Origin of the sequence: Nocardia ignorata NBRC 108230 (assembly GCF_001612905.1) — a bacterium.
Classification (GTDB): domain Bacteria; phylum Actinomycetota; class Actinomycetes; order Mycobacteriales; family Mycobacteriaceae; genus Nocardia; species Nocardia ignorata.
In genome coordinates this window covers 1-24,483 of record NZ_BDBI01000035.1, presented here as the reverse complement: position 1 = coordinate 24,483, position 24,483 = coordinate 1, and the positions used below count along the sequence as shown (strand labels likewise).

Annotated in this window: 28 protein-coding genes; 6 read left to right on the top strand and 22 right to left on the bottom strand. The window is 68.5% G+C overall.

Translation table 11 applies throughout. The features are described from left to right. The first annotated feature begins 415 nt into the window (after positions 1-415). Genes NI2_RS26845 through NI2_RS26835 form a run of 3 tightly spaced genes read left to right on the top strand, consistent with a single transcriptional unit; the run spans position 416 to position 1,794 of the window. Complete coding sequence (locus NI2_RS26845) at positions 416-673, top strand: hypothetical protein (protein WP_133733798.1); 258 nt, start codon at positions 416-418, stop codon at positions 671-673. Between the two features lie 11 nt (positions 674-684). Then, complete coding sequence (locus NI2_RS26840; protein ID WP_067496252.1) at positions 685-1,221, top strand: M23 family metallopeptidase; 537 nt, start codon at positions 685-687, stop codon at positions 1,219-1,221. Between the two features lie 42 nt (positions 1,222-1,263). Continuing rightward, complete coding sequence (locus NI2_RS26835) at positions 1,264-1,794, top strand: DUF1990 domain-containing protein (RefSeq protein WP_166655748.1); 531 nt, start codon at positions 1,264-1,266, stop codon at positions 1,792-1,794. 17 nt (positions 1,795-1,811) lie between these two features. Here NI2_RS26835 and NI2_RS26830 read toward each other — a convergent pair whose 3' ends face one another. The 15 genes from NI2_RS26830 to NI2_RS26760 form a co-directional block, all read right to left on the bottom strand. Beyond that, positions 1,812-2,180: a GatB/YqeY domain-containing protein gene (locus NI2_RS26830; protein ID WP_067496246.1), complete on the bottom strand. Its 369-nt coding sequence runs from the start codon at positions 2,178-2,180 to the stop codon at positions 1,812-1,814. Between the two features lie 76 nt (positions 2,181-2,256). Next, positions 2,257-2,568: a DUF202 domain-containing protein gene (locus tag NI2_RS26825; protein ID WP_243749704.1), complete on the bottom strand. Its 312-nt coding sequence runs from the start codon at positions 2,566-2,568 to the stop codon at positions 2,257-2,259. Beyond that, the gene (locus NI2_RS26820) at positions 2,565-2,930 is read right to left on the bottom strand and encodes a YidH family protein (protein WP_067496240.1); all 366 of its coding nucleotides are present in this window, start codon (positions 2,928-2,930) and stop codon (positions 2,565-2,567) included. The genes NI2_RS26825 and NI2_RS26820 overlap by 4 nt, the downstream gene beginning before the upstream one ends. A 481-nt stretch (positions 2,931-3,411) precedes the next feature. Further along, the gene (locus tag NI2_RS26815) at positions 3,412-4,335 is read right to left on the bottom strand and encodes a tyrosine recombinase XerC (RefSeq protein WP_067496238.1); all 924 of its coding nucleotides are present in this window, start codon (positions 4,333-4,335) and stop codon (positions 3,412-3,414) included. A 498-nt stretch (positions 4,336-4,833) separates the two neighbouring features. Continuing rightward, on the bottom strand, positions 4,834-6,000 hold the full coding sequence (gene dprA, locus NI2_RS26810) for a DNA-processing protein DprA (protein WP_067496235.1): 1,167 nt from the start codon (positions 5,998-6,000) through the stop codon (positions 4,834-4,836). Then, positions 5,997-7,505, bottom strand: a complete 1,509-nt coding sequence (locus NI2_RS26805; protein ID WP_067496231.1) for a YifB family Mg chelatase-like AAA ATPase — start codon at positions 7,503-7,505, stop codon at positions 5,997-5,999. Before NI2_RS26805 ends, dprA begins: the two co-directional genes overlap by 4 nt. After that, a complete protein-coding gene (locus NI2_RS26800; RefSeq protein WP_067496228.1) occupies positions 7,505-7,861 on the bottom strand; it encodes a YraN family protein in 357 nt (118 codons plus the stop codon). Before NI2_RS26800 ends, NI2_RS26805 begins: the two co-directional genes overlap by 1 nt. Before the next feature lie 95 nt (positions 7,862-7,956). Continuing rightward, positions 7,957-8,262 carry a DUF2469 domain-containing protein gene (locus tag NI2_RS26795; protein WP_011210678.1) on the bottom strand — a complete coding sequence of 102 codons (306 nt, stop codon included), beginning with the start codon at positions 8,260-8,262 and terminating at the stop codon, positions 7,957-7,959. A gap of 46 nt (positions 8,263-8,308) precedes the next feature. Continuing rightward, positions 8,309-9,013 (bottom strand): ribonuclease HII, encoded by a 705-nt coding sequence (locus NI2_RS26790; RefSeq protein ID WP_084476864.1) that lies wholly within the window; start codon positions 9,011-9,013, stop codon positions 8,309-8,311. Positions 9,014-9,032: 19 nt separating this feature from the next. Next, positions 9,033-9,797, bottom strand: coding sequence for a signal peptidase I (lepB, locus tag NI2_RS26785; protein WP_370465683.1), 765 nt, complete (start codon positions 9,795-9,797; stop codon positions 9,033-9,035). Between the two features lie 86 nt (positions 9,798-9,883). After that, entirely contained in the window at positions 9,884-10,225 is a 342-nt protein-coding gene (gene rplS / locus NI2_RS26780) for a 50S ribosomal protein L19 (RefSeq protein WP_019048201.1), read from the bottom strand. A gap of 160 nt (positions 10,226-10,385) precedes the next feature. Continuing rightward, complete coding sequence (locus NI2_RS26775; protein WP_067496222.1) at positions 10,386-11,276, bottom strand: hypothetical protein; 891 nt, start codon at positions 11,274-11,276, stop codon at positions 10,386-10,388. A gap of 21 nt (positions 11,277-11,297) precedes the next feature. After that, entirely contained in the window at positions 11,298-13,700 is a 2,403-nt protein-coding gene (locus NI2_RS26770) for a Tex family protein (protein WP_371852014.1), read from the bottom strand. Between the two features lie 144 nt (positions 13,701-13,844). Further along, positions 13,845-15,458 carry an AMP-binding protein gene (locus NI2_RS26765; protein ID WP_067496217.1) on the bottom strand — a complete coding sequence of 538 codons (1,614 nt, stop codon included), beginning with the start codon at positions 15,456-15,458 and terminating at the stop codon, positions 13,845-13,847. Beyond that, positions 15,458-17,176: an AMP-binding protein gene (locus NI2_RS26760; RefSeq protein ID WP_067496214.1), complete on the bottom strand. Its 1,719-nt coding sequence runs from the start codon at positions 17,174-17,176 to the stop codon at positions 15,458-15,460. The genes NI2_RS26765 and NI2_RS26760 overlap by 1 nt, the downstream gene beginning before the upstream one ends. Before the next feature lie 84 nt (positions 17,177-17,260). Between NI2_RS26760 and NI2_RS26755 the strand changes: the two genes are divergently transcribed. Further along, complete coding sequence (locus NI2_RS26755; RefSeq protein ID WP_067496211.1) at positions 17,261-18,100, top strand: helix-turn-helix transcriptional regulator; 840 nt, start codon at positions 17,261-17,263, stop codon at positions 18,098-18,100. A 135-nt stretch (positions 18,101-18,235) separates the two neighbouring features. Continuing rightward, complete coding sequence (locus NI2_RS26750) at positions 18,236-18,604, top strand: VOC family protein (RefSeq protein WP_067496209.1); 369 nt, start codon at positions 18,236-18,238, stop codon at positions 18,602-18,604. On the opposite strand, the gene trmD is transcribed toward NI2_RS26750, so the two are convergent. From trmD to NI2_RS26715, 7 genes are all read right to left on the bottom strand, one after another. Then, entirely contained in the window at positions 18,601-19,281 is a 681-nt protein-coding gene (trmD, locus tag NI2_RS26745; RefSeq protein WP_067496208.1) for a tRNA (guanosine(37)-N1)-methyltransferase TrmD, read from the bottom strand. The genes NI2_RS26750 and trmD overlap by 4 nt on opposite strands. Before the next feature lie 3 nt (positions 19,282-19,284). Continuing rightward, positions 19,285-19,809, bottom strand: coding sequence for a ribosome maturation factor RimM (rimM, locus tag NI2_RS26740; RefSeq protein ID WP_067496205.1), 525 nt, complete (start codon positions 19,807-19,809; stop codon positions 19,285-19,287). Then, entirely contained in the window at positions 19,810-20,052 is a 243-nt protein-coding gene (locus NI2_RS26735) for an RNA-binding protein (RefSeq protein ID WP_056811833.1), read from the bottom strand. It abuts the gene before it with no gap. Next, positions 20,052-20,492 carry a 30S ribosomal protein S16 gene (gene rpsP / locus NI2_RS26730; protein ID WP_067496202.1) on the bottom strand — a complete coding sequence of 147 codons (441 nt, stop codon included), beginning with the start codon at positions 20,490-20,492 and terminating at the stop codon, positions 20,052-20,054. Before rpsP ends, NI2_RS26735 begins: the two co-directional genes overlap by 1 nt. Positions 20,493-20,691: 199 nt before the next feature. Next, positions 20,692-21,282 carry a Uma2 family endonuclease gene (locus NI2_RS26725; RefSeq protein ID WP_067496199.1) on the bottom strand — a complete coding sequence of 197 codons (591 nt, stop codon included), beginning with the start codon at positions 21,280-21,282 and terminating at the stop codon, positions 20,692-20,694. A gap of 29 nt (positions 21,283-21,311) precedes the next feature. Further along, positions 21,312-22,406: a metal-dependent hydrolase family protein gene (locus NI2_RS26720; RefSeq protein ID WP_067496196.1), complete on the bottom strand. Its 1,095-nt coding sequence runs from the start codon at positions 22,404-22,406 to the stop codon at positions 21,312-21,314. Between the two features lie 345 nt (positions 22,407-22,751). Next, positions 22,752-23,552, bottom strand: a complete 801-nt coding sequence (locus NI2_RS26715) for a nuclear transport factor 2 family protein (RefSeq protein ID WP_067496193.1) — start codon at positions 23,550-23,552, stop codon at positions 22,752-22,754. A gap of 100 nt (positions 23,553-23,652) precedes the next feature. Here NI2_RS26715 and NI2_RS26710 point away from each other — a divergent pair, with 100 nt between their 5' ends. Further along, positions 23,653-24,444: a phosphatidylethanolamine N-methyltransferase family domain-containing protein gene (locus tag NI2_RS26710; RefSeq protein WP_067496191.1), complete on the top strand. Its 792-nt coding sequence runs from the start codon at positions 23,653-23,655 to the stop codon at positions 24,442-24,444. Positions 24,445-24,483: the final 39 nt, after the last annotated feature.

Below are 24,483 nucleotides of genomic sequence, written 5' to 3'. Positions count from 1 at the left end.
CATGAACACATTGACGCGCGTCCTGATCACCACCTTTCCTCTCCTCTGCGCGGTGGGTGTAGCGGCGCCGGCGGCCGGTCATCCAGCCCCGGTGTGCGCGGTCCTCGCGCAGCCACCGGGTGACGGGGAGGTCGTTTCCCCACGATCTCGGGCGGCGGCACCGGGCTCGATCCCTGCCGCACCGCCACCGCCTGATGAGAGAGCGGCGCCTGGGCCCGTCGTTGTGATCGTGGTGCCGGGGGCAATCGCGCCACGGCCTACCGGGGTCGACGCTGCCGGCAGCCCGTGTGCCACGGCGGGCGCTGAGGGAGGCGTTGGTGCCGGGATTCCGGCGGGGTGTGACGGTGTCGAAGGTCCGGTCGACGGCGGCGAGCGGGTGCCGGTGCGGCGACCCGGTTCCTGTGGCAAGGCGCCGATGCTGCGACCCGGGGAGATGCCGAAGGGGTCGCTGGTTCCGGCGCCGGTTCCGGTGCGGGTGACCGTGCACGATCTCGGATCGGCGGCGCCTGCCCGGCAGCGGGCCCGGCCGGAGAAGGATCGGGGTTCCGCGCCGGAGCTCGAGATTCGGGTGCGCGCCGGGAGCGGTTCGGCGGCCGACCTGCCTGCCGCGTTGCGCGAACTCGTGCGCGTGCTGGTGCCGCAGCCCGTGCCTGCGCCGCGGCCCCATCGCTGAGGCGCTCGACGATGGCGAGCCGGGTTCGTCCGTACGCGTGGATCTCGGGCGCTGTCCTCGTGCTGACGGTGGTCGCGGGTGGGGCGGCGCCGGTCGGGGCGGTGGAAACCGGACCGTTCGGCTGGCCGCTGCGTCCACGACCGACGGTGGAACGGCCTTTCGACAAACCGGAGCGCAATTGGTTGCCGGGCCATCGCGGGGTCGACCTGGCAGGCGCCGAAGGTCAATCGGTTCTGGCGGCGGGCGACGGAATCGTCGTCTTCGCGGGCACGGTCGCCGGGAAACCTGTGGTGTCGATCGACCACGAGGGCGGCCTGCGCACCACCTACGAACCCGTGCAGGCGCAGGTCGAAGTGGGAGCCCGGATCAGTCGCGGCACCCCGATCGGCACCCTGGTTGCCGGACACGAAAGCTGCCCGGTACCGGCATGCCTGCACTGGGGTGTTCGCCGCGAATCCAGCATCCACAGCCGACGCGAATACATCGACCCCTTAGGACTGCTGCACGAAGTCCCGGTACGCCTCGAGCCGCTGAAACCGGCACTGTGACCTCGACGAGCCGGCACGGAGCCGCAGGGAATACCGGCCACAATCGATACTGTGCCCGCAGAATCAACGCCCTTCACCTATCCCGACGTCGGCGCCACCCGCGCGACCACGCTGCCTGCCGGTTACCACCGGTTCCGGCTCCGGCGGCCGATAGGGCGGGGTCGCGAGCTGTTCGATCGGGCGGGGACTCACATCCTCGCCTTCGGAATGCAGAAGGGAGTCGGCATCTTTCAGCGCGCCGATTCCGAAACCGCCAGGGAGGGGACCGAATTGACGGTCCGTCTCGGCGCCGGGCCGCTCGGCATCAATGCGCCGTGCCGGGTGGTCTACGTGCTCGACGAACCGAACCGCCGCGGGTTCGCCTACGGCACGTTGCCCGGGCATCCCGAACGGGGCGAGGAGTTGTTCGCGGTCGAATACGAGCCGGCCGACGACACGGTGTACGGGCTGGTCACCGCGTTTTCGACACCCGCCGCGTGGTACACCCGCCTGGGCGGGCCGGTCGCGCGCCTGCTGCAGCACTGGTTCGCCCGCCGCTACCTCCGGACATTGCCGAGCAATACCGGAAACTGACCCACGCGGGCCGGTCGTCAGAGGAAGGCGCTCAGCACGTCGGCTTCCGCGGTCACCTGGTCGCGCTGGTCCACCGCACCGAGGCGGTCGTATTCCCCTGCGGTGATGCGTCTTTCGTTGATCTCGTGGCGGACGATCTCGACGATATCGTCCTCGGTGAGTTCCCGGCGGCGGGCTTCGGCGGCGCCGAGGCCGACGGCACTGTCTTCCAACGCACCGGCTTTCGCGTCGCCGACGTCGACCGCCTCGGCATTGTCGATCGCGGCCAGGGCTGATCGCAGCGCCGAGACCGCGCTGCGATCCCTGGCTTTCATCGCGGGCTTCAGTGCGGTGCGCAGGCGATCCCGCAACGCGGTGAGGGGCTGGTCCGGTAATCCTGCGGTCATGAGAGTCGACTCTAATTGCCTGCTCGGTACCCGTAGCCGAGTTCCTGCGGCCGACTGGGCGGTTGTTCGATCGGCGTCATGATGCGTATCGGCCGCCGAGCAGGACCTCGGCTACGGCGATGAGGACGACCAACGTGACCACGAGGGTGGTGATCGACACCAGCCGGTGTCCGCCCGCCGAGCGGCCCCGGCCGAGTGACCGACCGCGATACCAGCCCAGACCGGCGAGCAGCACGGCCGCGGTGGCGGCGGCGCAGGGAAAAACGATCCACAAGCCGTCCTCGGTGGTCGCCTCGTGCGCGAAGAGCAGCGCACAGACAGCAGCGCCGAGGGCGGTGCGCCGCCACGCGAGCGCGGTGCGTTCCATGGCAAGGGTCGGCGCGGTCACGACAGTACGACCGCCACACAGACGAGGACGGCGATCACCGCGACGCCGACCGACAGCACCGGCACCAGCGCCGTGCCCGGCAACGGCCCACCCGCCAGCATCGCGCGATTCACCCGACGCCAATGCCGATACGCGCCCACCGCGACGGCCAGTGACATCACCAGACAGGCCAGCGTGATCACACCGGCGAACCCCGCCAATCGCGGTGGCTGAACGAGGGTGTGCACCGCGACGCCGCCGGCGAGCAGGCCGAGTGCGGTCCTGATCCAGGCCAGAAATGTCCGCTCGTTGGCGAGCGTGAACCGATAGTCGACCGCACCCTCCCCGTCTTCGGATTCGGCCCCGACCTCGGGCAATGTCATCCCATCACCTCCGCCACCCATCATGCGCCCCCGACAGCCCATCCCTGATCAACCTCATACAACCGACGCGTCGACCCACAACTGGCCCACGATCCACGCTGTCTCCTCGACAGCCTCTCGTATTCGACGAGCTGACCAAGCCGGTCGAGGTGTGGTGTGCACAAGTGGCTCGGCGCAAGCTTCGAGATCGACCTCCCCGGTGAAGCGACCAGTGTGAACTGACCGGCTTCACGTCGTCGAGTCGGTGCAGTGCGCCATCGATGGTGTCGAGCTCACCGACGCGCTTCCGATCGGTGCCCGGCAACAGCGCTGGCTCGCCGACAACGAGCTCATCGTCCTCACACAATGCGCAACCTGCTCGCGGCAACGGCGATCCGGCTGAGAGTCGGCAACCGACAGGCCAAGCATCGGCTCGAATAGGTCGTTCACCGCGGTTGTCGCGTCGGCGTGGCATCGCGCGGATGCGGCGCCGGGGTAGCGATCATGCGCGTGGATGGGCTTGGTCGTGGACTCGTTTGAGGCGTTCGACGGACACGTGGGTGTAGAGCTGGGTGGTTGCCATGCTGGCGTGGCCGAGGAGTTCCTGGACCACGCGCAGGTCGGCGCCGCCTTCGAGGAGGTGGGTGGCGGCGGTGTGGCGCAGGCCGTGGGGGCCCATGTCGGGGGCACCGGGGATGGCGGCGACAACGTCGTGGACGACAGTCCGCGCCTGGCGTTGGTCGAGGCGGCGGCCACGCTGGCCGAGGAACAGTGCGCGACCGGAACGCTCGTTGGCCAGGGCGGGGCGGCCGGCACGCAGCCAGGCGACGAGGGCTGCCTCGGCCGGGGCACCGAAGGGCACCGAGCGCTCCTTGTTGCCTTTGCCGAGTACCCGGACGAGTTGGCGTTCACGGTCGATGTCGTCGAGGTCGAGGCCGCACAGTTCGCTCACCCGGATGCCAGTGGCATACAGCAGCTCCACGATCAACCGGTCACGCAAGGCCATCGGGTCCTGCTGTGCCGCACCGGATTCCGCCGCGCCCATTGCCTGTGCGGCCTGCTCACGACCGAGCACCGCAGGCAGCACACGGTGCGCCTTGGGGGCCTGCAACCGCAGCCCCGGATCGGTATCCAGCCGCCCCGCCTCGGTCAGCCACGCGGTGAAAGTCCGTGCCGCCGAGGCTCTTCGCGACAGCGTCGTCCGCGCGGCCCCACCCGCCGCCAGCTCGGCCAGCCACGACCGCAACACTCCCAGATCGAGTTCCCGCAAAGCCGCATCCGCCGACCGCGCGTACAGATGCTCGAGCAGAGACCGCACATCCCCCACATAAGCCCGCACCGTATGCGCAGACCGATTCCGACCCAGCCGCAGATGCCGCCCGAACTCCCCGAGCAAAGCAGTCAAATCCTCGGGCAAAGCGTCCATCCCCCAACCGTCGCCCCTCCCCCCTCCTTCACGCAACCCACCACGCCGCACACCCTCACACACCACCTACACCTCTGAGTCGACGAGTGGCAGCGGCGGTGACCCGAGCGATCACACCGCCGACAAGCACCGCCTCCTCAGACACGTCGCTCTCGCGCTTTCACATTCCGCCCGCGCCCACACGTCGACCAGGCACCGCCGCTATCCCGATAGGGGGATCAGCGCCTAGGACACTGCGGTCACCTGGCCGACGAGGCGGCAGTACCGCTCTCGCCCTCGATGCCCTGCACTGGTACCGGCGCCCATCCATCCAGGCATGGACTTGGCGCCCTCCCGCTCAACAGCCGCACCGCCCCGGGCGCCAGATACCCGAATGGCGAGACCACCAACGCCCAGCTGTCCGCTACCGGACGTACAGCCCTATTCCTCGCAAATCAGGGTCGCTCGGCTGGGACGGCGGGTAGCGCTGTTCGTCACGGGCGAAGCTCGACGAACCGGTTACCCCGGGCGCCGGGTGCGGAACCACCCCTCGGAATCGCAGCCGACCAGGTCGGCCAGTTCCAGGCTGGGGAGGACGGCTCGGACGGTGGCCAGGTCGAGGCCGCACTGGCCGGCCAGGTCGCGGGGTTGGCGGGAGCCGATGGCAGGGAGGGCGGCGTAGACCTCGGCTTCGGCGCCGCGCAGGTGGTGGGCTGGGTCGGTGGGCACGCCTTCGCCGACGGGGAGGCGCAGGGGGCCCGCTTCCTCGACGACGTCTTCGGCTCGGGTGACCAGCAACGCCTCGCCTTCGCGGATCATGCGATGGCATCCCACCGACGACGCCGATCCGACCGGGCCGGGAACCGCCATGGCCGGGCGACCGAGGCGGCGCGCCCATTTCACGGTGTTCCTTGCGCCGCTGCGCAATCCGGCTTCCACCACTAGTACGCCGTCTCCCAGGGTGGCGATGAGCCGGTTGCGGGCCAGGAACTGATGTTTCTGGGCCGCGACGCCGGGTGGGTATTCGCTGACGACCAGACCGCTGTCGGCGATGGCGGCGAGCAACCGGTCGTGCTGGGCGGGGTAGGGGCGGTCGACGCCGCAGGCCAGGACGGCGACGGTGGGCCCGCCGACGGCGAGTGCGGCCCGGTGGGCGGCCGCGTCGATACCGAAGGCCGCACCGGACACGATGGTCCAGCCGCGCCCCGCGAGATCACAGGCGATCTCGCTGGCCACCTGCATCCCGTACCCGCTGCTGCATCGTGAACCGACCACTGCCACAGCGCGTTCCGATGTGGTACGCAGCGACAGCGGTCCGCGCGCCCACAGCACGAGCGGCACGGCAGCTTCCCGATCACGGTCGGTGTCGAGCTGGTCGAGACCGAGCATTCGCCAGCCTGGCCACTCGTCGTCATCTGGCGTGATGACCCGGCCACCGATTCGCTGTATGGCCTCCAGATCTCTGGCAGCCGAGTCCATTTCACGCCGCGCGGCGGTGGGACCGCGCAATGCGGCAGGCAACTCGTGCTCGCGCACCGCCCGCGCCGCCTCGCAGACCCCGACCGAGGCGATCAGCGCCGACAACGGCGCACACGGACCCTGCACCACCCGAGACAGATACACCCACGCCAGCCTGCGCTCATCAACATCGAGGTCGACGGTGCCGACCACATGTGGCCTGGTCATTGCCCACCCCGCTGACGGAAGTTCAACGACGACAGCACATCCTGCACGCTCGGCAGCTCCCCACCGCGCAGATCGCAGACCGTCCAGGCCACGCGAACCGCCCGATCGGCACCACGCGCCGACATCCGCCCCAACCGCAGCGCGGTCTCGATCGGCGCGATCGCGTCGGCGGGCAACCGGAACCGTTGACGCAGAATGTGTCCCGGCACTTCGGCATTGGTTGCCCAACCGTCCGCGCTCCACCGCTCCGCGGCACGTGCCCGAGCTTCGGCAACCCGTGCCGCGACGACAGCACTGGTCTCGGTCTGCTGGTCACCGAAAGCGGCCCCCGCCTGACCACGCATCTGCACCCAGATGTCGATGCGATCGAGCAGCGGACCCGACAGTTTGCCGAGATAGCGGCGGCGAGCGAGAGGCGCGCAGATGCAGTCGACATCACGGGCGGGCGCACACGGACAGGGATTCGCCGCGAGCACGAGCTGGAACCGCGCCGGATAGCGAGCCACACCGTCACGCCGGGCGATCCGCACCTCGCCCTCTTCCAACGGAGTACGCAGCGCCTCCAGCACTTTGGTGCCGATCTCGGCGCATTCGTCGAGGAACAGCACCCCCCGATGCGCCCGGCTGACCGCACCGGGCCGGGCCATACCGGAACCACCACCGATCATGGCGGTCACCGATGTCGAGTGATGGGGCGCGACGAACGGCGCGAGCGTCATCAACGGTTGTTCGGCCGTCAACGAGCCCGCCATCGAATGGATTGCCGTCACCTCGAGCGACTCGGCCTCCGACAGCGGCGGCAGCAACCCCGGAAGACGTTGCGCCAGCATGGTTTTACCGATCCCTGGCGGTCCGGTGAGCAGAAGATGGTGACCACCTGCCGCAGCCACCTCCAGCGCCCAGCGAGCCTCGTCCTGGCCAGCGACATCGCTGAGGTCCCCACACGGCGCCTGGACGCCCGGCACCACACCGTCGGGTTCCAGCAGCGTCCCTTCACCGCGCAACCAGGCGACGACTGCGCGCAGACTCATCGCACCGAGCACCTCGACGCCCTCGACCAGTCCGGCTTCGGCCACCGCCTCGGCGGGCACCACGACGGTCGGACAGCCCGCATTGCGTGCCGCGATCACCGCGGGCAACACACCGCGAACCCGGCGTACCCGCCCGTCGAGGGCTAGCTCGCCCAGCAGCACGGTTTTCACGAGCTTGTCGCCCGGCACCGCACCGGAGGCGTCCAGCACCGACACGGCGAGCGCCAGATCGTAGACCGAGCCGACCTTCGGCAGCGTCGCGGGAGACAGCGCCAGAATCACTCGCCCGTCGGGCCACTTCTCCCCTGTATTGGCCACCGCGGAGCGCACCCGGTTGCGTGACTCCTGCAGGGCCGTGTCAGGCAGCCCGACAAGATTCACCGACGGCAGGCCCTGGCCGATATCGGCCTCGATCTCCACCAGCTGGCCGTCGACACCGGTCACCGCGACCGACAGCGCACGTCCGAGGGCCATCAGAAGGCCCCCGTCAGATGGTCGATCACCGGTTTGCGGCCGCGCGGAACGAGCACCGAGACCACATCGAACCGGATGCGCCGCCACGGCCCGTCCTGCTCGGCCAGCCACAGCAACGCCAATCGCCTGATCCGCTGCTGTTTACCGAAGGTGACCGACTCGGCCGGGCTGCCGAAGCCGAGGCCGGACCGTGTCTTCACTTCCACGAACGCCGTCACCGACGGGTCCTGGACGATCAGGTCCAGCTCCCCGTACCGGCACCGCCAGTTGCGGGCGACGATCTGCATCCCGGCCTCGCACAGATACTGCGCGGCCAGCTTCTCCCCGTATGCGCCGAGCGCCTGTTTGTCCGTCACGAATGCAAGCGTGGTCCCGGCGCGAATCTACGCCGGGACCACGACCTGCGGAAACACAAAACCTGTGGATAACTCGCCCCTGGGGACAACTCCCCTTATTCGGGCAAACGGAGGTCGGGCTTCTCCAGCTCCTCGATATTGACGTCCTTGAACGTGATCACCCGAACATGCTTGACGAAGCGGGCGGGACGGTACATGTCCCACACCCAGGCATCGCTCATCCGCACTTCGAAGTAGACCTCGCCGTCAGCGTTCTGTGGTCGCAGCTCGACGGAATTGGCCAGGTAGAAGCGCCGTTCTGTCTCCACCACGTACGAGAACTGGCCGACGATGTCCTTGTACTCGCGGTACAACGACAGTTCCATCTCGGTTTCGTACTTCTCGAGGTCCTCAGCACTCATCGGGTGGGACATCCTCCTGCTAGCAGCGCCGCGTTCATTGATCACATCATCGCGCATGAGCCGCGCGGGTAGCCACCCGGCTACCGTCCGGCACCTCGAGTTCGCGCACATTCCGCCAAGATCGGCGGTGTTCGGTGCTCGGACCGAGCGCGCGCAGGGCCGCGGTGTGCTCGGGAGTGTTGTAGCCCTTGTGCGCGGCGAAACCGTAGCCGGGCAGCTCGGCGTCGAGCTCGACCATCATCCGGTCCCTGGTGACCTTGGCCAGGATGCTGGCCGCCGCGATGCACGCCGCGGACGCGTCGCCGCCGATCACCGGCAGCGAGGGCGCGGGCAGGCCGGGGACCTTGAATCCGTCGGTCAGGATGTAGCCGGGGGTGCGGCCGAGATGGGCGACGGCGCGACGCATCCCCTCGATATTGGCGACGTGGATGCCGATGGCGTCGATCTCCCAGGCGGGAACCACCACCACACTCCAGGCCAGCGCCAGGCGCTTGACCACCGGGAACAGTTCCTCACGGGCCGCCTCGGTGAGTTTCTTGGAGTCGTCGAGCCCGGCCAGCTTGTCGTAGGCCTTGGGCGCGAGCAGGCACGCGGCCACCACCAGCGGTCCCGCGCAGGGCCCGCGCCCGGCCTCGTCGACACCGGCCACCGGGCCGAGGCCACTGCGGATGAGCGCCGCCTCGAGCGTGCGTAGGCCACCCGCCCGGCGCATCACCACCCGCGGCGGCCAGCTGGTCCGATCCTGCCCCACAGTTCGATTGTCCCCGTGTCTAGTTGTCCTGCGGATTCTGCGAACTCACCGGCCCCATCCGGCCGGGCGGCCAGATCTTGAACACGGTCTTGCCACGCACGTTGTCGACCGGGACGGTGCCCTGCAGATCGTCGCTCACATGAGCGCGTGAATCGGCCGACTCGTTGCGATTGTCACCCATCACCCACAGATGCCCCTCGGGCACCTTCACCGGGCCGAACATCCGCCCCGCCGGGTACACGGCGTTCGGACGGTCGGTGAACCAGGGGTAGTCCTTCTTGATGTAGGGCTCGTCGAGCGGTTTCCCGTCGACCATCACCCGGCCCTGCGGGTCACAGCACTGCACGGTCTGCCCGCCGACGGCGATCACGCGCTTGACGAGATCGTTCTCGTCGGGCGGAACCAGGCCGAAGTAGGACAGGAAGTTCTGCACACCGCGAATGGCCGCGTTGTCGGAGCGGATGGACTTGTAGTGCCCATTCCACGATTCGGGGCCGACGAAAACCACCACATCGCCCGGACCCGGCTCGGAACCGTAGTAGCTGATCTTCTGCACGTAGATGCGGTCGCCGATCTGGAGTGTGTCCTCCATCGACTGCGACGGGATCACGTAGGGCCGCCCGACGAAAGTGACCATCAGGGCGGCGATCACCGCCGCGATCACGACCAGTATCGGCAGTTCCTGCCAGAACGGCCGTTGCTTCTTGTCGTCGGCCTTTTTCCTGCGCCGCTTGCCCTCGTCGCCCGAATCGGACACCGACACCGACCCACTTTCGTCTGCCACGCCGAACAGAGTAGCCCGGCGCCCCGACGTGAGTCGGGTGCCGGGCTACTGTCAAAGATTCTGTGCCGGAGAGAGCTACCGGAAGATCAGCGCTTTTCCTTGATCTTGGCGGCCTTGCCGCGCAGGTCGCGCAGGTAGTACAGCTTGGCGCGACGCACGTCACCACGGGTCACGACATCGATGTGGTCGATGTTGGGGCTGTGCACGGGGAAGGTGCGCTCGACACCCACACCGAAGGACACCTTGCGGACCGTGAAGGTCTCGCCGATGCCGCCGCCCTGACGCCGGATCACGACGCCCTTGAAGACCTGGATGCGCTCCTTCGAGCCTTCGATGACCTTCACGTGCACGTTCAGGGTGTCACCGGGACGGAAGTCGGGGACATCGCTACGCAGCGACTTCTCGTCGACGAAATCAAGGGTGTTCATTTTCCACCTTTTCGGATTCTTCGCGCGAACAGAGGAACCTGGCGGCTCGCGCTCGACCGGTTCGTGCTCAGTACAGGGGTGCTCCCGGACATGACTCGCCCAAGGCAACCGGTTCATTGTGCCAGACGGGGTGGTCACGACTGAAATCGGGCGGCGCCGCTCACTCCTCGGCGGGCTTGCCGGGACCGGCTTCGGCCCGTCGACGGGGCAGCAGGTGCGGGTGCGGTGGCGGCGCGGGCGGGGCCGCGACGACCTTGCGCCGCAACTCGACCTCGGCGGCGGTGCGCGCGTGTTCGACGTCGGGCTTCCCGGCGATCAGATCTTGGATGAAGATCTTGGCCCGGATCACCGGACGACGGTAGCGCCGCTCCCGGGCGATCGCGCGTGACATCGTCTTGGGCCGGTGCCCGTAGCGCCACCGCGCCCACGGCGCTCCCGGGCGGCTCAGCCGGATCGCGCCCACCAGCAGCAGCGGCGTGAAGAACATGCCGAACAACCCGGTCCAGATCTTGCCCTTGGCGATCACCACAGCCGCGAGGACGAGATTGATCGCCACCGTGACGACGATGCCGACGCGCACCCCCACACCGGCCGACTCCCGGAAATCGTCGTAGTCGAGGAAGGTCGCCGGCTGCACCCCGAGCAGCAGCAGCCCCGTCACGGCCAGCGCGACGAACACCGCGTCCACCGAGGTGCGGCCCTGCTCTTCCCAGTACACATCGCGCAGGTAGAAGATCAGCGCGAACTCGTCCAGCACCAGCGCCGCGCCGATGCCGAAGAAGGCGGCGAGCACGCTCGAGGTGACCTGGGTGGAGTCCTCGGCGGTGGCGATCAGGCCGATGCCCGACAGCAGCACCGTGATGACGCCGAATACCATGTGGTGGATGTGGGTGTCACCGGCCTTGAGGTTGCCCGGCCACCACTTCACCTGCGCGCGGATCAAGCGCACGCTGACCCGGATCACCACGAAACCGAGGATGAACCCCAGCAGGAAACAGAGCAGGGGCAGGCGGCCGTGCGCGATCACATCGTCTTCGAGCCACCGTCGCATGCCGCCCGCCCTGTCGTCGACCTACTTGCCGAAACCGGCCCGGCGCAGCGCCTCGGCCATCGAACCGGTCGGTTCGGCAGCAGGCTTGCGCTGATTGCCGCCGCGCGGTTGTGCCTGACCCCGGCCCTGCGCGCGGCCGGCGCCTTGGCCACGACCACCCTGGGGGCGACCTTGGCCACGCGGCGCACCGCCTCCACGATTGTCCCCCGTGGCGGGCTTGCCCGGTTCGTCATCGAGCCGAAGGGTGAGCCCGATCCGCTGACGGGCGACATCGACCTCGAGGACCTTCACCTTCACCACGTCACCGGACTTGACCACTTCGCGCGGATCCTTGACGAAGGTGTGCGACAGCGCCGAGACGTGCACGAGGCCGTCCTGGTGCACACCGACATCGACGAACGCACCGAACGCGGCCACGTTGGTGACCACACCCTCGAGCACCATGCCCGGCTTCAGATCGGCGACTTTCTCGATCCCGGCGGCGAATTCGGCGGTCTTGAACTCCGGACGCGGGTCGCGGCCGGGCTTCTCGAGCTCGGCGATGATGTCGCTGACGGTGGGCACACCGAACTTCTCGTCGGTGAACTCGACCGGCTTCAGCGAGCGCAGCACCGAGGTGTTGCCGATGACCTCGGCGATCGGCTTACCGGTTCGCTCGAGAATCCGGCGGACCACCGGGTATGCCTCGGGGTGCACCGCGGAGGTGTCGAGCGGGTCCTCACCCCCGCGGATCCGCAGGAAGCCCGCGCACTGCTCGAAAGCCTTGGGCCCCAGCCTCGGCACCTCGAGCAGGGCGGTGCGGCTGCGGAACGGGCCGTTCTGATCACGGTGGGCCACAATGCTTTCCGCGACCGAGGAGGACACACCGGAGACGCGGGCCAGCAGCGGCACCGAGGCGGTGTTCACGTCGACACCGACCGCGTTCACCGCGTCTTCGACGACGGCGCCCAGCGAGCGCGCCAGCAGTGTTTCGGACACGTCGTGCTGGTACTGGCCGACACCGATCGACTTGGGGTCGATCTTCACCAGCTCGGCGAGCGGGTCCTGCAGGCGGCGCGCGATCGACACCGCACCGCGCAGCGACACGTCCATGTCGGGCAGTTCCGCGGAGGCATAGGCCGAGGCGGAATACACCGACGCACCCGCTTCCGAGACCACGATCTTGGTCGGCTTGTTCTCGGGGATGCGCGAGATCAGTTCGGTGGCAAGGGCATCGGTTTCGCGGGAGGCGGTGCCGTTACCGATGGCGATGAGCTCGACATCGAATCGGGCGACCAGCGCGGCGAGCACGGCAAGGGACTTCTCGGTCTGCCCCTGCGGCTTGTGCGGGTAGATGACCTCGGTCGCGACGGCCTTACCGGTGGCGTCGACGACGGCGACCTTCACGCCGGTGCGGTAGCCGGGGTCCAGGCCCATCGTGGTGCGGGTACCCGCGGGCGCGGCGAGCAACAGGTCGCGCAGGTTGGCGGCGAAGACGTCGACGGCGTCCTTCTCGGCGGCCTGACGCAACCGCATCCTGGTGTCGATACCGAGGCTCACCTGCAGTTTGGTTCGCCAGGCCCAGCGCACGGTGTCGAGCAGCCAGGTGTCGGCGGGGCGGCCCTGGTCGGCGATGCCGAAGGCCTTGGCGATGCGGCCCTCGTAGATGGTGCGTTCACCGGGTTCGGGTTCCTCGGTGTCGGGTTCCAGATGCAGGGTGAGCACCTCTTCCTTCTCTCCGCGCAGCAGCGCGAGGATCCGGTGCGAGGGCAGTTTGTGGAACGGTTCACTGAACTCGAAATAGTCGGCGAACTTGGCGCCCGCCTCTTCCTTGCCCGCACGAACCGTCGAGGTGACCTGGCCCCGGTTCCACATCATTTCGCGCAGCTCACCGACCAGGTCGGCGTCTTCGGCGAAACGTTCGACCAGGATCGCGCGGGCGCCGTCGAGCTGCTCGGCGGTGTAGTTCGCGGGATCGGTGGTCGGATCGGTGATGAGCGCGTCGGCCACGGGTTCGTGCCCGGCCTCGCGCGCGATCTGGGCCTTGGTGCGGCGCTTGGGCTTGTAGGGCAGGTAGATGTCTTCGAGGCGGGCCTTGGTCTCGGCGAGCATGAGCTGCTCGTGCAGGGCCGGATCGAGTTTGCCCTGGCCGCGGATGGATTCGATGATGGCGCCGCGTCGCTCGTCGAGCTCGCGCAGGTAGCCGAGCCGTTCTTCGAGCTGACGCAACTGGGCATCGTCGAGGCCGCCGGTGACCTCCTTGCGGTAGCGCGCGATGAACGGGACCGTCGAACCACCGTCGAGCAATTCGACGGCGGCGCGGACCTGCGTCTCACGCACCCCCAATTCGTCGGCGATCCGCCTGCCCACGCTGGCCAGGATGGTCGTGCTGTCGGTCGGAGTGCCGTTCGACGTCGAACGGGCGATCTCGGGCGCTGTCGTCACAGCCGCAGAGACTACAGCTCCCCGCCGACACCCGGCTCGATCCCAGGTCAGCGCACCGTCGTGAGCTCGGAATCGGTGATCGGCCGCTCCAGGAGCGCGCCGGGCCGGTCGAGCAGGAACTCGCCCAGCCCGGCGAGGGATGCGTCAGCCGAGGAGATCCTTGGACAGTTCCCGCATTTCGGCCTTGCGGACCTTGCCGGTGACGGTCATCGGGAACTCCTCCACCACATGGACGTAGCGGGGGATCTTGTAGTGGGCGAGGCGGCCGGTGCAGAAATCGCGGAGGGTGTCGGCGTCGAGGTAGTCGGCGCCCTCGCGCAGGCGCACCCAGACCATCAGTTCTTCGCCGTATTTCTCATCGGGGACGCCGATCACCTGGGCGTCGACGATGTCGGGGTGGGTGTAGAGGAATTCCTCGATCTCGCGGGGGTAGATGTTCTCCCCGCCGCGGATCACCATGTCCTTGATGCGGCCGGTGACCGAGAGGTAGCCGTCGTCGTCCATCACGCCGATGTCGCCGGTGTGCATCCACCGGGCGGCGTCGATCGCCTCGGCGGTCTTGTCCGGCTGGTCCCAGTAGCCCAGCATCACCGAGTAACCGCGGGTGCACAGCTCGCCGGGTTCGCCGCGCGACACCGTCCGGCCGGTGTCCGGGTCGACCACCTTCACCTCGAGGTGCGGTCCGACGCGGCCGACGGTGGCGGTCCGGCGTTCGATGCTGTCGTCGCGGCGGGTCTGGGTGGACACGGGGCTGGTCTCGGTCATGCCGTAACAGATCGATACCTCGGCCATCCCCATCCGGTCGATCACCCGCTTCATCACCTCCACCGGACACGGTGAACCGGCCATGATGCCGGTGCGCAGGCTCGAAAGGTCTCGGGACGCACCGTTGTCGAGCTCGGCGAGCATGGCGATGAACATGGTCGGCACACCGTAGAGCGAGGTGCATCGTTCGGCGGCGACAGCGGCCAGCGTGGCGGCCGGATCGAACGACGGCGCCGGAATCACCACCGCCGCACCGTGAGAGGTGGCCGCGAGGTTGCCCATGACCATGCCGAAGCAGTGATAGTAGGGAACCGGCACACAGATCCGGTCGGCGCTGGTGTAACCGCACAGTTCGCCGACGAAGTAGCCGTTGTTGAGGATGTTGTGATGACTCAGCGTCGCACCCTTGGGGAAACCTGTTGTGCCCGAGGTATATTGGATGTTGATCGGGTCGTCGGCCGACAGGGTCGCCGCGATGGCGGCCAAGCGTTGCGGGTCCGGTGCCGTCTCGGCCACTTCCTGCCACTGGGGTGTGCCGAGAATCAGGACCTGCTCCAGCGCAGGGCAATTCGGACGTGCCTGCTCGATCATCGCCACGTAGTCCGAGGACTTGAACTCCGCGGCCGCGATCAGTGCCCGCACCCCGGCCTGCCCGAGGACGTATTCGAGTTCGCTGCTGCGGTAGGCGGGGTTGATGTTCACCAGGATCGCGCCGAGCTCGGCCGTCGCGTACTGCGCGAGATACCACTCGGCGCAGTTCGGTGCCCAGATGCCCACCCGGTCACCGCGCCCGATGCCGCGGGCCGCGAGTCCGGTCGCGACGGCGTCGACGGCCGCCCCCACTTCGCGATAGGTCCAGCGCCGGCCGGTCGTCCGGTCGACGAGGGCTTCCTGATCGGGATAGGCGGCGACGGTCCGGGCGAGATTCGCGCCGATGGTGTCGCCGAGCAGCGGAGTGCTCGCGGGGCCGCAGGCATAACTGAGTTCGGACATCACCGGGTCTCCTTGCCGCGCAGCAGGAACCGCTGCACTTTCCCGCTGGGCGTTTTGGGCAGACTCGCGACGAAATGTACCCGTCGCGGATAGGCGTGGGCCGCGAATTCGTCCTTCACCAGTTGTTGCAGCTCGGCCACCAGGTCGTCGTCGCCGTCGACGCCCTCGCGCGGCACCACGAACGCCTCGAGCACCTCGCCGCGCAGGTCGTCGGGCATGCCGACGACGGCGGCCTCGGCGACCTGAGCGTGCATCACCAGCACGCTTTCCACCTCGAACGGGCCGATCCGGTATCCGGCCATGATGATCACATCGTCGTCGCGGGCGCTGAAACGGAAGAATCCGTCGGCATCGCGGGCACCGACGTCGCCGGTGAGGTACCAGCGGCCGTCGGCGGTGAACCGCGCCGAGGTGCGTTCGGGATCGTCGAGGTAGCCGAGGAACCACAGCAGCGGGCTGTGATCGGTGTCGATGGCGACCCGGCCCACCTCGCCGGGCGCGGCCTCGGTGTCGCTGTCCTCGGCGAGCACCGCGCACGCCCAGCCCGGCAACTGCCTGCCCATCGAACCGGCTGGGGCGTCGACGTCGAGGTCGGGGTGCCAGGCATGGCAGATGACCATGCCGTGCTCGGTCTGGCCGTAGTGATCGCGCACCGCGACACCGAGCGCGTCGCGGGACCAGGCGACGACCTCGGGCGTGAGCGGCTCCCCCGCCGATGACGCCCGGCGCAACGCCACCCCGTCCGGCACCTGCCCGTCGGCGCGCAACGCCCGGTACACGGTCGGCGCGGCGGCGAAATTGGTGACACCGAAGCGGCGCAACACCTCCCAGGTCAGGGGCGCGGAGAAGCCGGCATGCAGCAGCAGGCTGCGCACCCCGGTGGCCAGCGGTGCCAGGATCGCGTAGTACAGCCCGTAGGCCCAACCCGGGTCGGCCGCGTTCCAGTAGACGTCGTCGCCACGAACGTCCAGGGCGAATTCCTGGTAGGCGTGGAAGGAGGCCAGCGCGCGCACCGGAATCGGTACGCCCTTGGGGGTGCCGGTGGTGCCGCTGGTGAACAGCTGGACCAACAGGCCGTCACCGCCGACCGCGACCGGAACCGCCCGCGGGTCGTCGGCCCGGTGCGTATCGAGCAGGTCATGGAATGACACTGTGCCGGGCAGGGCGTCGCCGGCGACGATCGTGATGGGCGGGCTCGTCGGCCCATCAGCCGATCCCGACGAGTCGCGTGGGGCGAGCCGCGGCTCGGCATCCGGACCGGTCCGCTCACTCGGTGTGGCCGAGTCACCGGACGGGAATCCCTCGCAGGCAAGCAGTTTCGGTGCCTGGTCGGCATCGGCGACGACAACCTTGGTGTTGCTCGCCGCTAGCCGGAACTCGATCGCGGGCGGGGCGAAGGCGGTGAACAGCGGCACATGCACCGCGCCACGACGCCAGATTCCCAGCAGCGCCACCACCAGGTCGGCGGACTTGGCCATCAGCGTGGCCACCCGGTCGCCGACCCCGACCCCGAGCCCGGCCAGTGCGGCCGCGAACCGCGACGAACGCTCCCGCAGCTCACCGTAGGTCAGATCACGCACGCTCAGGTCTGGCTCGATGATCGTGAACGCGATCGCGTCGGCCGGATGCCCGTCACAGAGCAGCTCGGCCGCGCACGCGTCGGGGCCGTCGTATCGGTCGAGCAGGTCGCGTACCCGCGCGTCCAGGTCGGTACTCATCGCAGTTCTCCTCAACACCGTGCCGGTCTCGCATAGAATGTGGCACACCTCACGTTCGCCACTACCCCCGAAAAGGGGTGATCCATGAGCTCCCTGTTGCGTCCCCGCGACGGCGACGCCCTGCGCGCCGAGATCCGCTGGGTGTCGCGCCGGGCGAACGTGCCGGTGGTGTTCGGCGGCCCCGTCGACGAGGACACCTTGTTGCTCACGGAGTTCGTCGGCACCGTCACCACCGGTTTGCGCGGGCTGTCGGTGCTGCGCACCTCCGGCCTCGGCGGGCAGGCGATGGAATACCGCAGACCGGCGGCCGTGGCCGACTACCGCCGCGCGCCCACCATCACCCACGACTACGACGCGGCTGTCTCGGGCGAGGGGCTCCGCTCGGTGATCGCCGTGCCGGTAGTCGTCGGAGACCGGCCGCGCGCGGTGCTGTACGCGGCCACCCGCGGCGCGAGCCCCCTCGGTGACCGCACCGCCGACGTGATCATGGCGGCGGGCAGGCGGCTGGCGAACGAGATCGCCGTGCGCGACGAGGTGGATCGACGGGTGCGGTTGCTCGAGCTCGCGGAACCGGTCGCCGCGACACCGGCGACCGAGGAACTGCGCGAGATCCACGCCGAACTGCGTGCCATGTCGGCCGCCGTCGACGATGCCGCGCTGCGTGATCGGCTGGCGGGTGTGTCGGCACGACTGGCCGCCGTGATGACCGGGGCACCCGTCGACGAAGCCCCTCGGCTGTCGCGGCGCGAGATCGACGTGCTCGCCCAGGTGGCCCTCGGCTGCACGAATCAGGAAGTGGCGCTTCGGCTCTCACTCGGGGCGGAGACGGTGAAGAGCTATCTGCGGCACGCGATGAGCAAGCTCGACGCAGGCACCCGTCAGGAAGCTGTGGTGACCGCGCGGCGGTACGGGCTGCTGCCCTGAGTCACGCACCTGTTTCCGGACGGAACCAGCAATCCTCGTTCTGGACGATCACACAACGAACAACCCCAAGTGATACCCAAATGTCTTTAGCGCAAAACAATCTCGGCGCGGATTCCGACCGGTACCGTCGATCCGATGACGGAGCCTTTTCAGCTGGCCGGCCTCTCCCTCGACTGCGCCGACCCCGAGTCTCTCGCCCGTTTCTACCTGGGGCTGCTCGGCGGCCGCGTCCTGTGGAACGACGAGCACAGCGTCGGTATCCGCATACCGTCGGGTCTGACGATCGCGGCACAGTACGTGGAGGGCTACTACCCACCGCAATGGCCCGGCACGCCCGCGGTGTACCTGGACCTCGCGGCCGACGCCGACCTGGATCTGTGCGAACAGCACGCGCTGGCGGTGGGCGCCACACCCGCACCGGTACAACAGGATCCGCGCTGGCGGGTACTGCTGGACCCGGCCGGGCATCCGTTCTGCATCACCACGCGGGTGATGGCGAACTAGTCGGGCAGCAGGTCGGGCCTGCGCTCGCGGGTCCGCCGCAGCGACTGCTCGCGACGCCAGGCGGCGATCTTCGCGTGATCGCCCGACAGCAGGATCGGCGGCACCTCAAGGCCGCGCCAGGACACCGGGCGGGTGTAGCTGGGGCCCTCGAGGAGGCCGTCGGAGAACGAATCCTCTTGGTGTGACTGCTGATTGCCGAGTACACCGGGGATCAGGCGAACCACGGCCTCGGTCATCACCAGTACTGCCGCTTCGCCGCCGATGAGCACGTAGTCACCGATGCTCACCTCTTCGACGCGCACGCGGCGGGCGGCGTCGTCGAAGACGCGCTGGTCGATGCCCTCGTAGCGGCCGCAGGCGAACACCAGGTGCTTTTCGATGGACCAGCGTTGGGCGGTGGCCTGGGTGAAGGGCACCCCGGCCGGGGTGGGCACGACGAGCAGCGCGTCGTCGGGGCACACCTCGTCGAGCGCGTCGCCCCACACGGTGGGCTTCATGACCATGCCGGGGCCGCCGCCGTAGGGCGAATCGTCGACCGACTTGTGCACGTCGTGGGTCCAACGGCGTAGATCGTGCACACCGATCGAGATCAGGCCCTTGTCGACGGCCTTACCGAGCAGCGCTGTGCGCAGCGGCTCGAGATATTCCGGAAAGATCGTGACGACATCGAGTTGCACGAATTACTCCGGATCGAGCAGGCCCTCGGGCGGGGTGATGACCACCAGACCGTCGGCGACCGACACGGTCGGCACGATGGCGGTGACAAAGGGAATCAGAATTTCGCGGCCGTCGTCCGCGGCGCGCACCGACAGCAATTCGCCTGCGGCGGAATGCAATACCTCGGTGACCTTGCCGACGACGGTGCCGTCTTCGAGTTCGACGCGCAGCCCTTCGAGCTCGTGGTCGTAGAAGGCGTCTTCGTCGTCGGACGGCGGCAGGGTCTCGCTGTCGACGACGAACAGCATGCCGCGCAGTGCGTCGGCGGCGGTGCGGTCGTCGACGTCGTCGACGAAGACCAGAAGCCGGCCCGAGTGCTCTCGGGCCGACTTCACGGTGAACTCACGGGTCGCCGACGACTTCGGCATGCGGCCGTGCAGGGTGGCGCCGGGGGCGAACCGGACATCCGGCTCATCGGTGCGCACCTCTACGACGAGTTCGCCGCGCACACCGTGCGACTTGGCGACCCGACCTACGACGAGTTCCATCTAGGCGTCGGTGTCGACCACGTCGACCCGGATGCCCCGGCCACCGATACCGGCGACCAGGGTGCGCAGCGCGGTCGCGGTACGACCACCGCGACCGATCACCTTGCCCAGGTCTTCAGGATGGACATGCACCTCGACGGTGCGTCCGCGACGGCCGGTGAGCAGCTCGACGCGGACGTCGTCCGGGTTGGCGACGATGCCACGAACCAGATGTTCGACGGCGTCGGCAACAACGGCAGTCATTACTCGGCAGCCTCGGTGGCCGGGGTCTCCTCGGCGGCGGCCTCGTCCTTCTTGGCGGCCTTCTTCTTCGGGGTGACGGCCTCGGCGACGGGCTCGTTGTCGGCGGCGGCCAGCGCGGCGTTGAACAGGTCGAGCTTGGACGGCTTGGCGGCCTTCACCTTGAGGGTGCCCTCGGTGCCCGGCAGGCCCTTGAACTTCTGCCAGTCGCCGGTGATCTCCAGCAGACGCTGCACGGACTCGGTCGGCTGCGCGCCGACGGACAGCCAGTACTGCACGCGCTCGGAATCGATCTCGATCAGCGAGGGCTCTTCCTTCGGGTGGTACTTGCCGACCGACTCGATGGCCCGGCCGTCACGACGGGTGCGGGCGTCGGCGACGACGACGCGGTACTGCGGGTTGCGGATCTTGCCCAGACGGGTGAGCTTGATGCGAACAGCCATGCTGATCTGCCTCTTTCAGTAGTTTGGTCACCACGCGATTCGGCGACCCACATGGTCTGCGGGTCCGGTTTCGCGCATGAAGTGCGTGACCGCCGCGCGGTACGTAACCGGAGACGGGCTGACACTGTCCAGGGAGGACGGTGGTCCATTGTGCCAGACGGGCCGAGCGCAGCTGAAATCGCCCGCTGCGGTCGGGGCGCTATCGCGGTGCAAGCTGCCCGGTGTCGATGGGCACCGGAACGGGCCCGGGCGCGGTAACCGTCTCACCGTCAGCGGCGTACACCTTGCGGCGGTAGCCCGATTCGCCCAGTACGAGAGCCTCGAAGCCGACGCGCTCGCCGACCGTTAGATCGATGATCCAGAGGTGGGGCACCCTTGCCGCGGCAAACGCGGCCATTCTGGTGTCGCGCTCTGCGCGTGGATTGTCCCGAGACCACACATCCACGGCGAGGAGTACATCCTCTGCTCCGCAGCTCACATGGCGCGGGGACCCGCTTGTCACGATGACATCCGGGATGACGGCGATGCGAAGCGGCGCGCTGATACGGATCGGCACGGCCCGGAGCACCGTCAGATCATCGCGGTCGGCCGCTCGCAAGGCAGATCGCATCGCGACAAGCAGCTTCTCGGCGACGCACCGATGCGCACCACCTGGCGGCGGGCTGACGACCGGGTAGCCCCAGATGAGTTCGAGTCGCGTCCCATCGGTCGGCTGGCCTCCGACGAGCCAATCGTCCACAGCAATCGGTCCCAGCGGGTGGGTCAGCGACACCTCGGCGCTCTTCGTCATCCGTGCCGGCCTTCCTGGTGCGTGTTGGTTCAGCGGTGGCCGGTGACCGGGTTGGGGGTTTTGACGACCATGCCGCGGAGGACGACCCAGAGGGGGTCGGTGAGGGCGGCGGGGGTGGTGCGGGGGTCGTCGGCGTAGACGACGAAGTCGGCGGGGGCGCCTTCGGTGATGGATTCGCGGCCGAGCCAGGTGCGGGCGTTCCAGGAGGCGGCGCCGAGGGCGTCGTGGGGGGACAGGCCCGCGCCGGTGAGGGCGGCGATCTCGTCGGCGATGCGGCCGTGGCGGATGGAGCCGCCCGCGTCGGTGCCCGCGTAGATCGGGACGCCCGCCTCGTGGGCTTTGCCGACGGTGTCGCGGACACGTCGGTGCAGGTCGCGCATGTGGGCGGCGTAGACGGGGAATTTGGTCGCCGAGTCGGCGATGCCGGGGAAGGTGTCGATGTTGATGAGGGTGGGGACCAGCGCGGTGCCATTGGCCAGCATCAGTTCGATGGTGTCGTCGGTGAGGCCGGTGCCGTGCTCGAGGCAGTCGATGCCGGCGTTGATGAGGCCGGGCAGGGCGTCCTCGCCGAACACGTGGGCGGTGACGCGGGCGCCGTTTCCGTGCGCGGCGTCGATCGCTTGTTTCAGGATGTCGTCGCTCCACAGCGGACGCAGGTCCCCCACCGACCGGTCGATCCAGTCGCCGACGATCTTGACCCATCCGTCGCCGAAGCGCGCCTGTTCGGCGACGATCTCGGGCAGGTCGCGTTCGTCGTCGAGTTCGATGCCGAGTTCACGGATGTAGCGCTTGGGCCGCGCGATGTGGCGCCCCGCGCGGATGATGCGCGGCAGTTCGGCATGCTCGTCGATGAACCGGGTGTCGATCGGTGAACCGGCGTCACGCAGCAGCAGCGCGCCCGCGTCACGCTCGGTCTCGGCCTGCTCGATAGCACCGTCGCGCGTCTCGTCCCCACCGCCGTAGCGAATACCGACGTGACAGTGGGCGTCCACCAGACCCGGCACGATCCACCCTGTGCGACAGAGGGTTTCGGCCCCCGCCACCGGCTCGAACGTCACCGCACCGTCGACCACCCAGAGGTCGAGCTCCTGATCACCGGGAAGAACCACACCACGCAGATGCACACCAACCTCCAGACGTCAGCCTCCCCCCAACCTACCGCCAACCCCCACCCCGAACCCACCGAAACCCCACTCCCAGCCCCCGCATTCCCAGACCGCTACACGACTCCATTCGAGCCGGTCACCCGCCAAATTCCCACCGGCCCACGTGGCACCACTCGAGTCCGCCATAACCGCACTCCCAACCCCGCACGACCCGACCTCGAGGAGGGTCCGCCGCGAAGCGGCGTAGCGGCCCCCCAGGGGCCGCGCTCGAGCGCGCCAGCGCTCCAAAAACACAGCCCAATACCTTTGTGGTGCACAAAACACCGAGCGCTTTCGCCCGCCGTCCTCAGCACACCAGACAACTCACCCGTCGAGGTAGATCGTCACACCCTCGATACGCGAAGAGCCCGCCGCGAAGTCCACGAACACCACCCCACCCGACTCCCCCATCCGCACACTGACACTCACCGTCCGCCCGGCCGCGATCATCTTGTCCCACTGCATAGACCGCACCATCTCACCGAATTCCGCAGGGCCCAACGTGTCCCCCGACGCCACCCGCACACTCGCCCGCCCGAGCAACTCCTGAACCCGCCCCGAGTCCCCACGAGCAGCCGCCACGAACAACCCCCGCACGATCCGCTTCCCGTGCCCACCCACCCCACGCAACGCCCGCATCATCCCCATCGCCCCACCCACTCCGAGCTCCCCGACCAACTGCGGACCGAGTTTTGCCCCCGCGAGCACACCGGCCGGCCCGGTCCGCATCAACCGCGCGACCATCACGCCCAGCTCCCAGTGCGCGGCGAGCCGGATGATCCGCCACCCACCATCGGACGCCACCAGGTCGTAGCGCAGATGCATCGGCACGACAACGGTCGCGCCCGTCGACATGGTCGTCTCGATGTGCAGGTCGCGCACCACCGTGTGCCCGGCGACGATGTCGCGCTCGACGCGAAAGGCGATGGTGTTGGGCGCGATGAAGACGTTGTAGAAGCGCGAGATCGCCTCGGGCCCGATGTGCGCGCGCGAGCCGTAGGGGTCGTGCACCGCCGCCTGCTCGGCGAACAGCCCGACCCAGGCGGTCTTGTCGTGGGCAGCCACGGCGCGCGGGGATGCCAGCACCGCCGCCAGCAGGTCTTCAGCGGTCCCGTCGAGCGGCATCTGCGTCCTCCATTGTCGCGTTCCCCCTGCGCGATCCATGATAGAACGTGTTCTAGTTTTGCGTCGGCGATCGTGCCGGACGCCTGGACAGAGGATCTCGATGGACTGGTACACCGGGAACACGACCTACGACACGGTACTGACCATCGCGTTCGGCTTCGCCGCGTTTGTCATCGTCGGCGGGCTGTTCGCGCAGAGCCCGTACGGCCGCTTCGCCTCGAACGCGGTGGGCTTCAATCTGAATCCGAAGCTGGGCTGGTGGCTGATGGAGTTGCCCGCGACCGTGGTGTTCGCGGTGTTCTACCTGAGCGGACCCGACCGCTTCGAGCCCGTCCCGCTGGTGCTTGCCGCCATCTGGGTGCTGCACTACGGCAATCGCGGCTGGTTCTTCCCGCTGTCGATCCGGCAGGTGCCGGGCAAGAAGAGCACCTTCAATGTGTCGGTGGTCGGAGCGGGCGTGTTCGTGACGGCGCTGCACGGCTATCTCAACGGCGCGTTCTTCAGCAACGACTACAAGATCCAGTACGGCACCGCCTGGCTCACCGACCCGCGCTTCCTGATCGGGCTGGCCGTATACCTGGGCGGGTTCGCGCTGCTGGTGCGCTCGGAGTCGATCGTGCGGAATCTGCGGGACAAGAACGACCCGGGCGCCGCCGAGTACCGAGTCCCGCACGGCGGCGGTTTCCGCTTCGTCAGCAGTCCGGCCTATCTCGGCGAGCTGATCGCGTGGGCCGGGTTCGCACTGCTCACCTGGTCGTTGGCGGGCGTGGCGATCTTCCTGATCACCGCGGGCAACCTGGTGCCACGCGCCTTCGCCACGCACCGCTGGTACCGCGAGAAGTTCGCCGACTACCCGGCGAACCGAAAAGCCCTGATCCCCAAGCTGCTCTGACCGAACCGGCCCCCGCACTCCCCTACCCCGAGGAGGGGA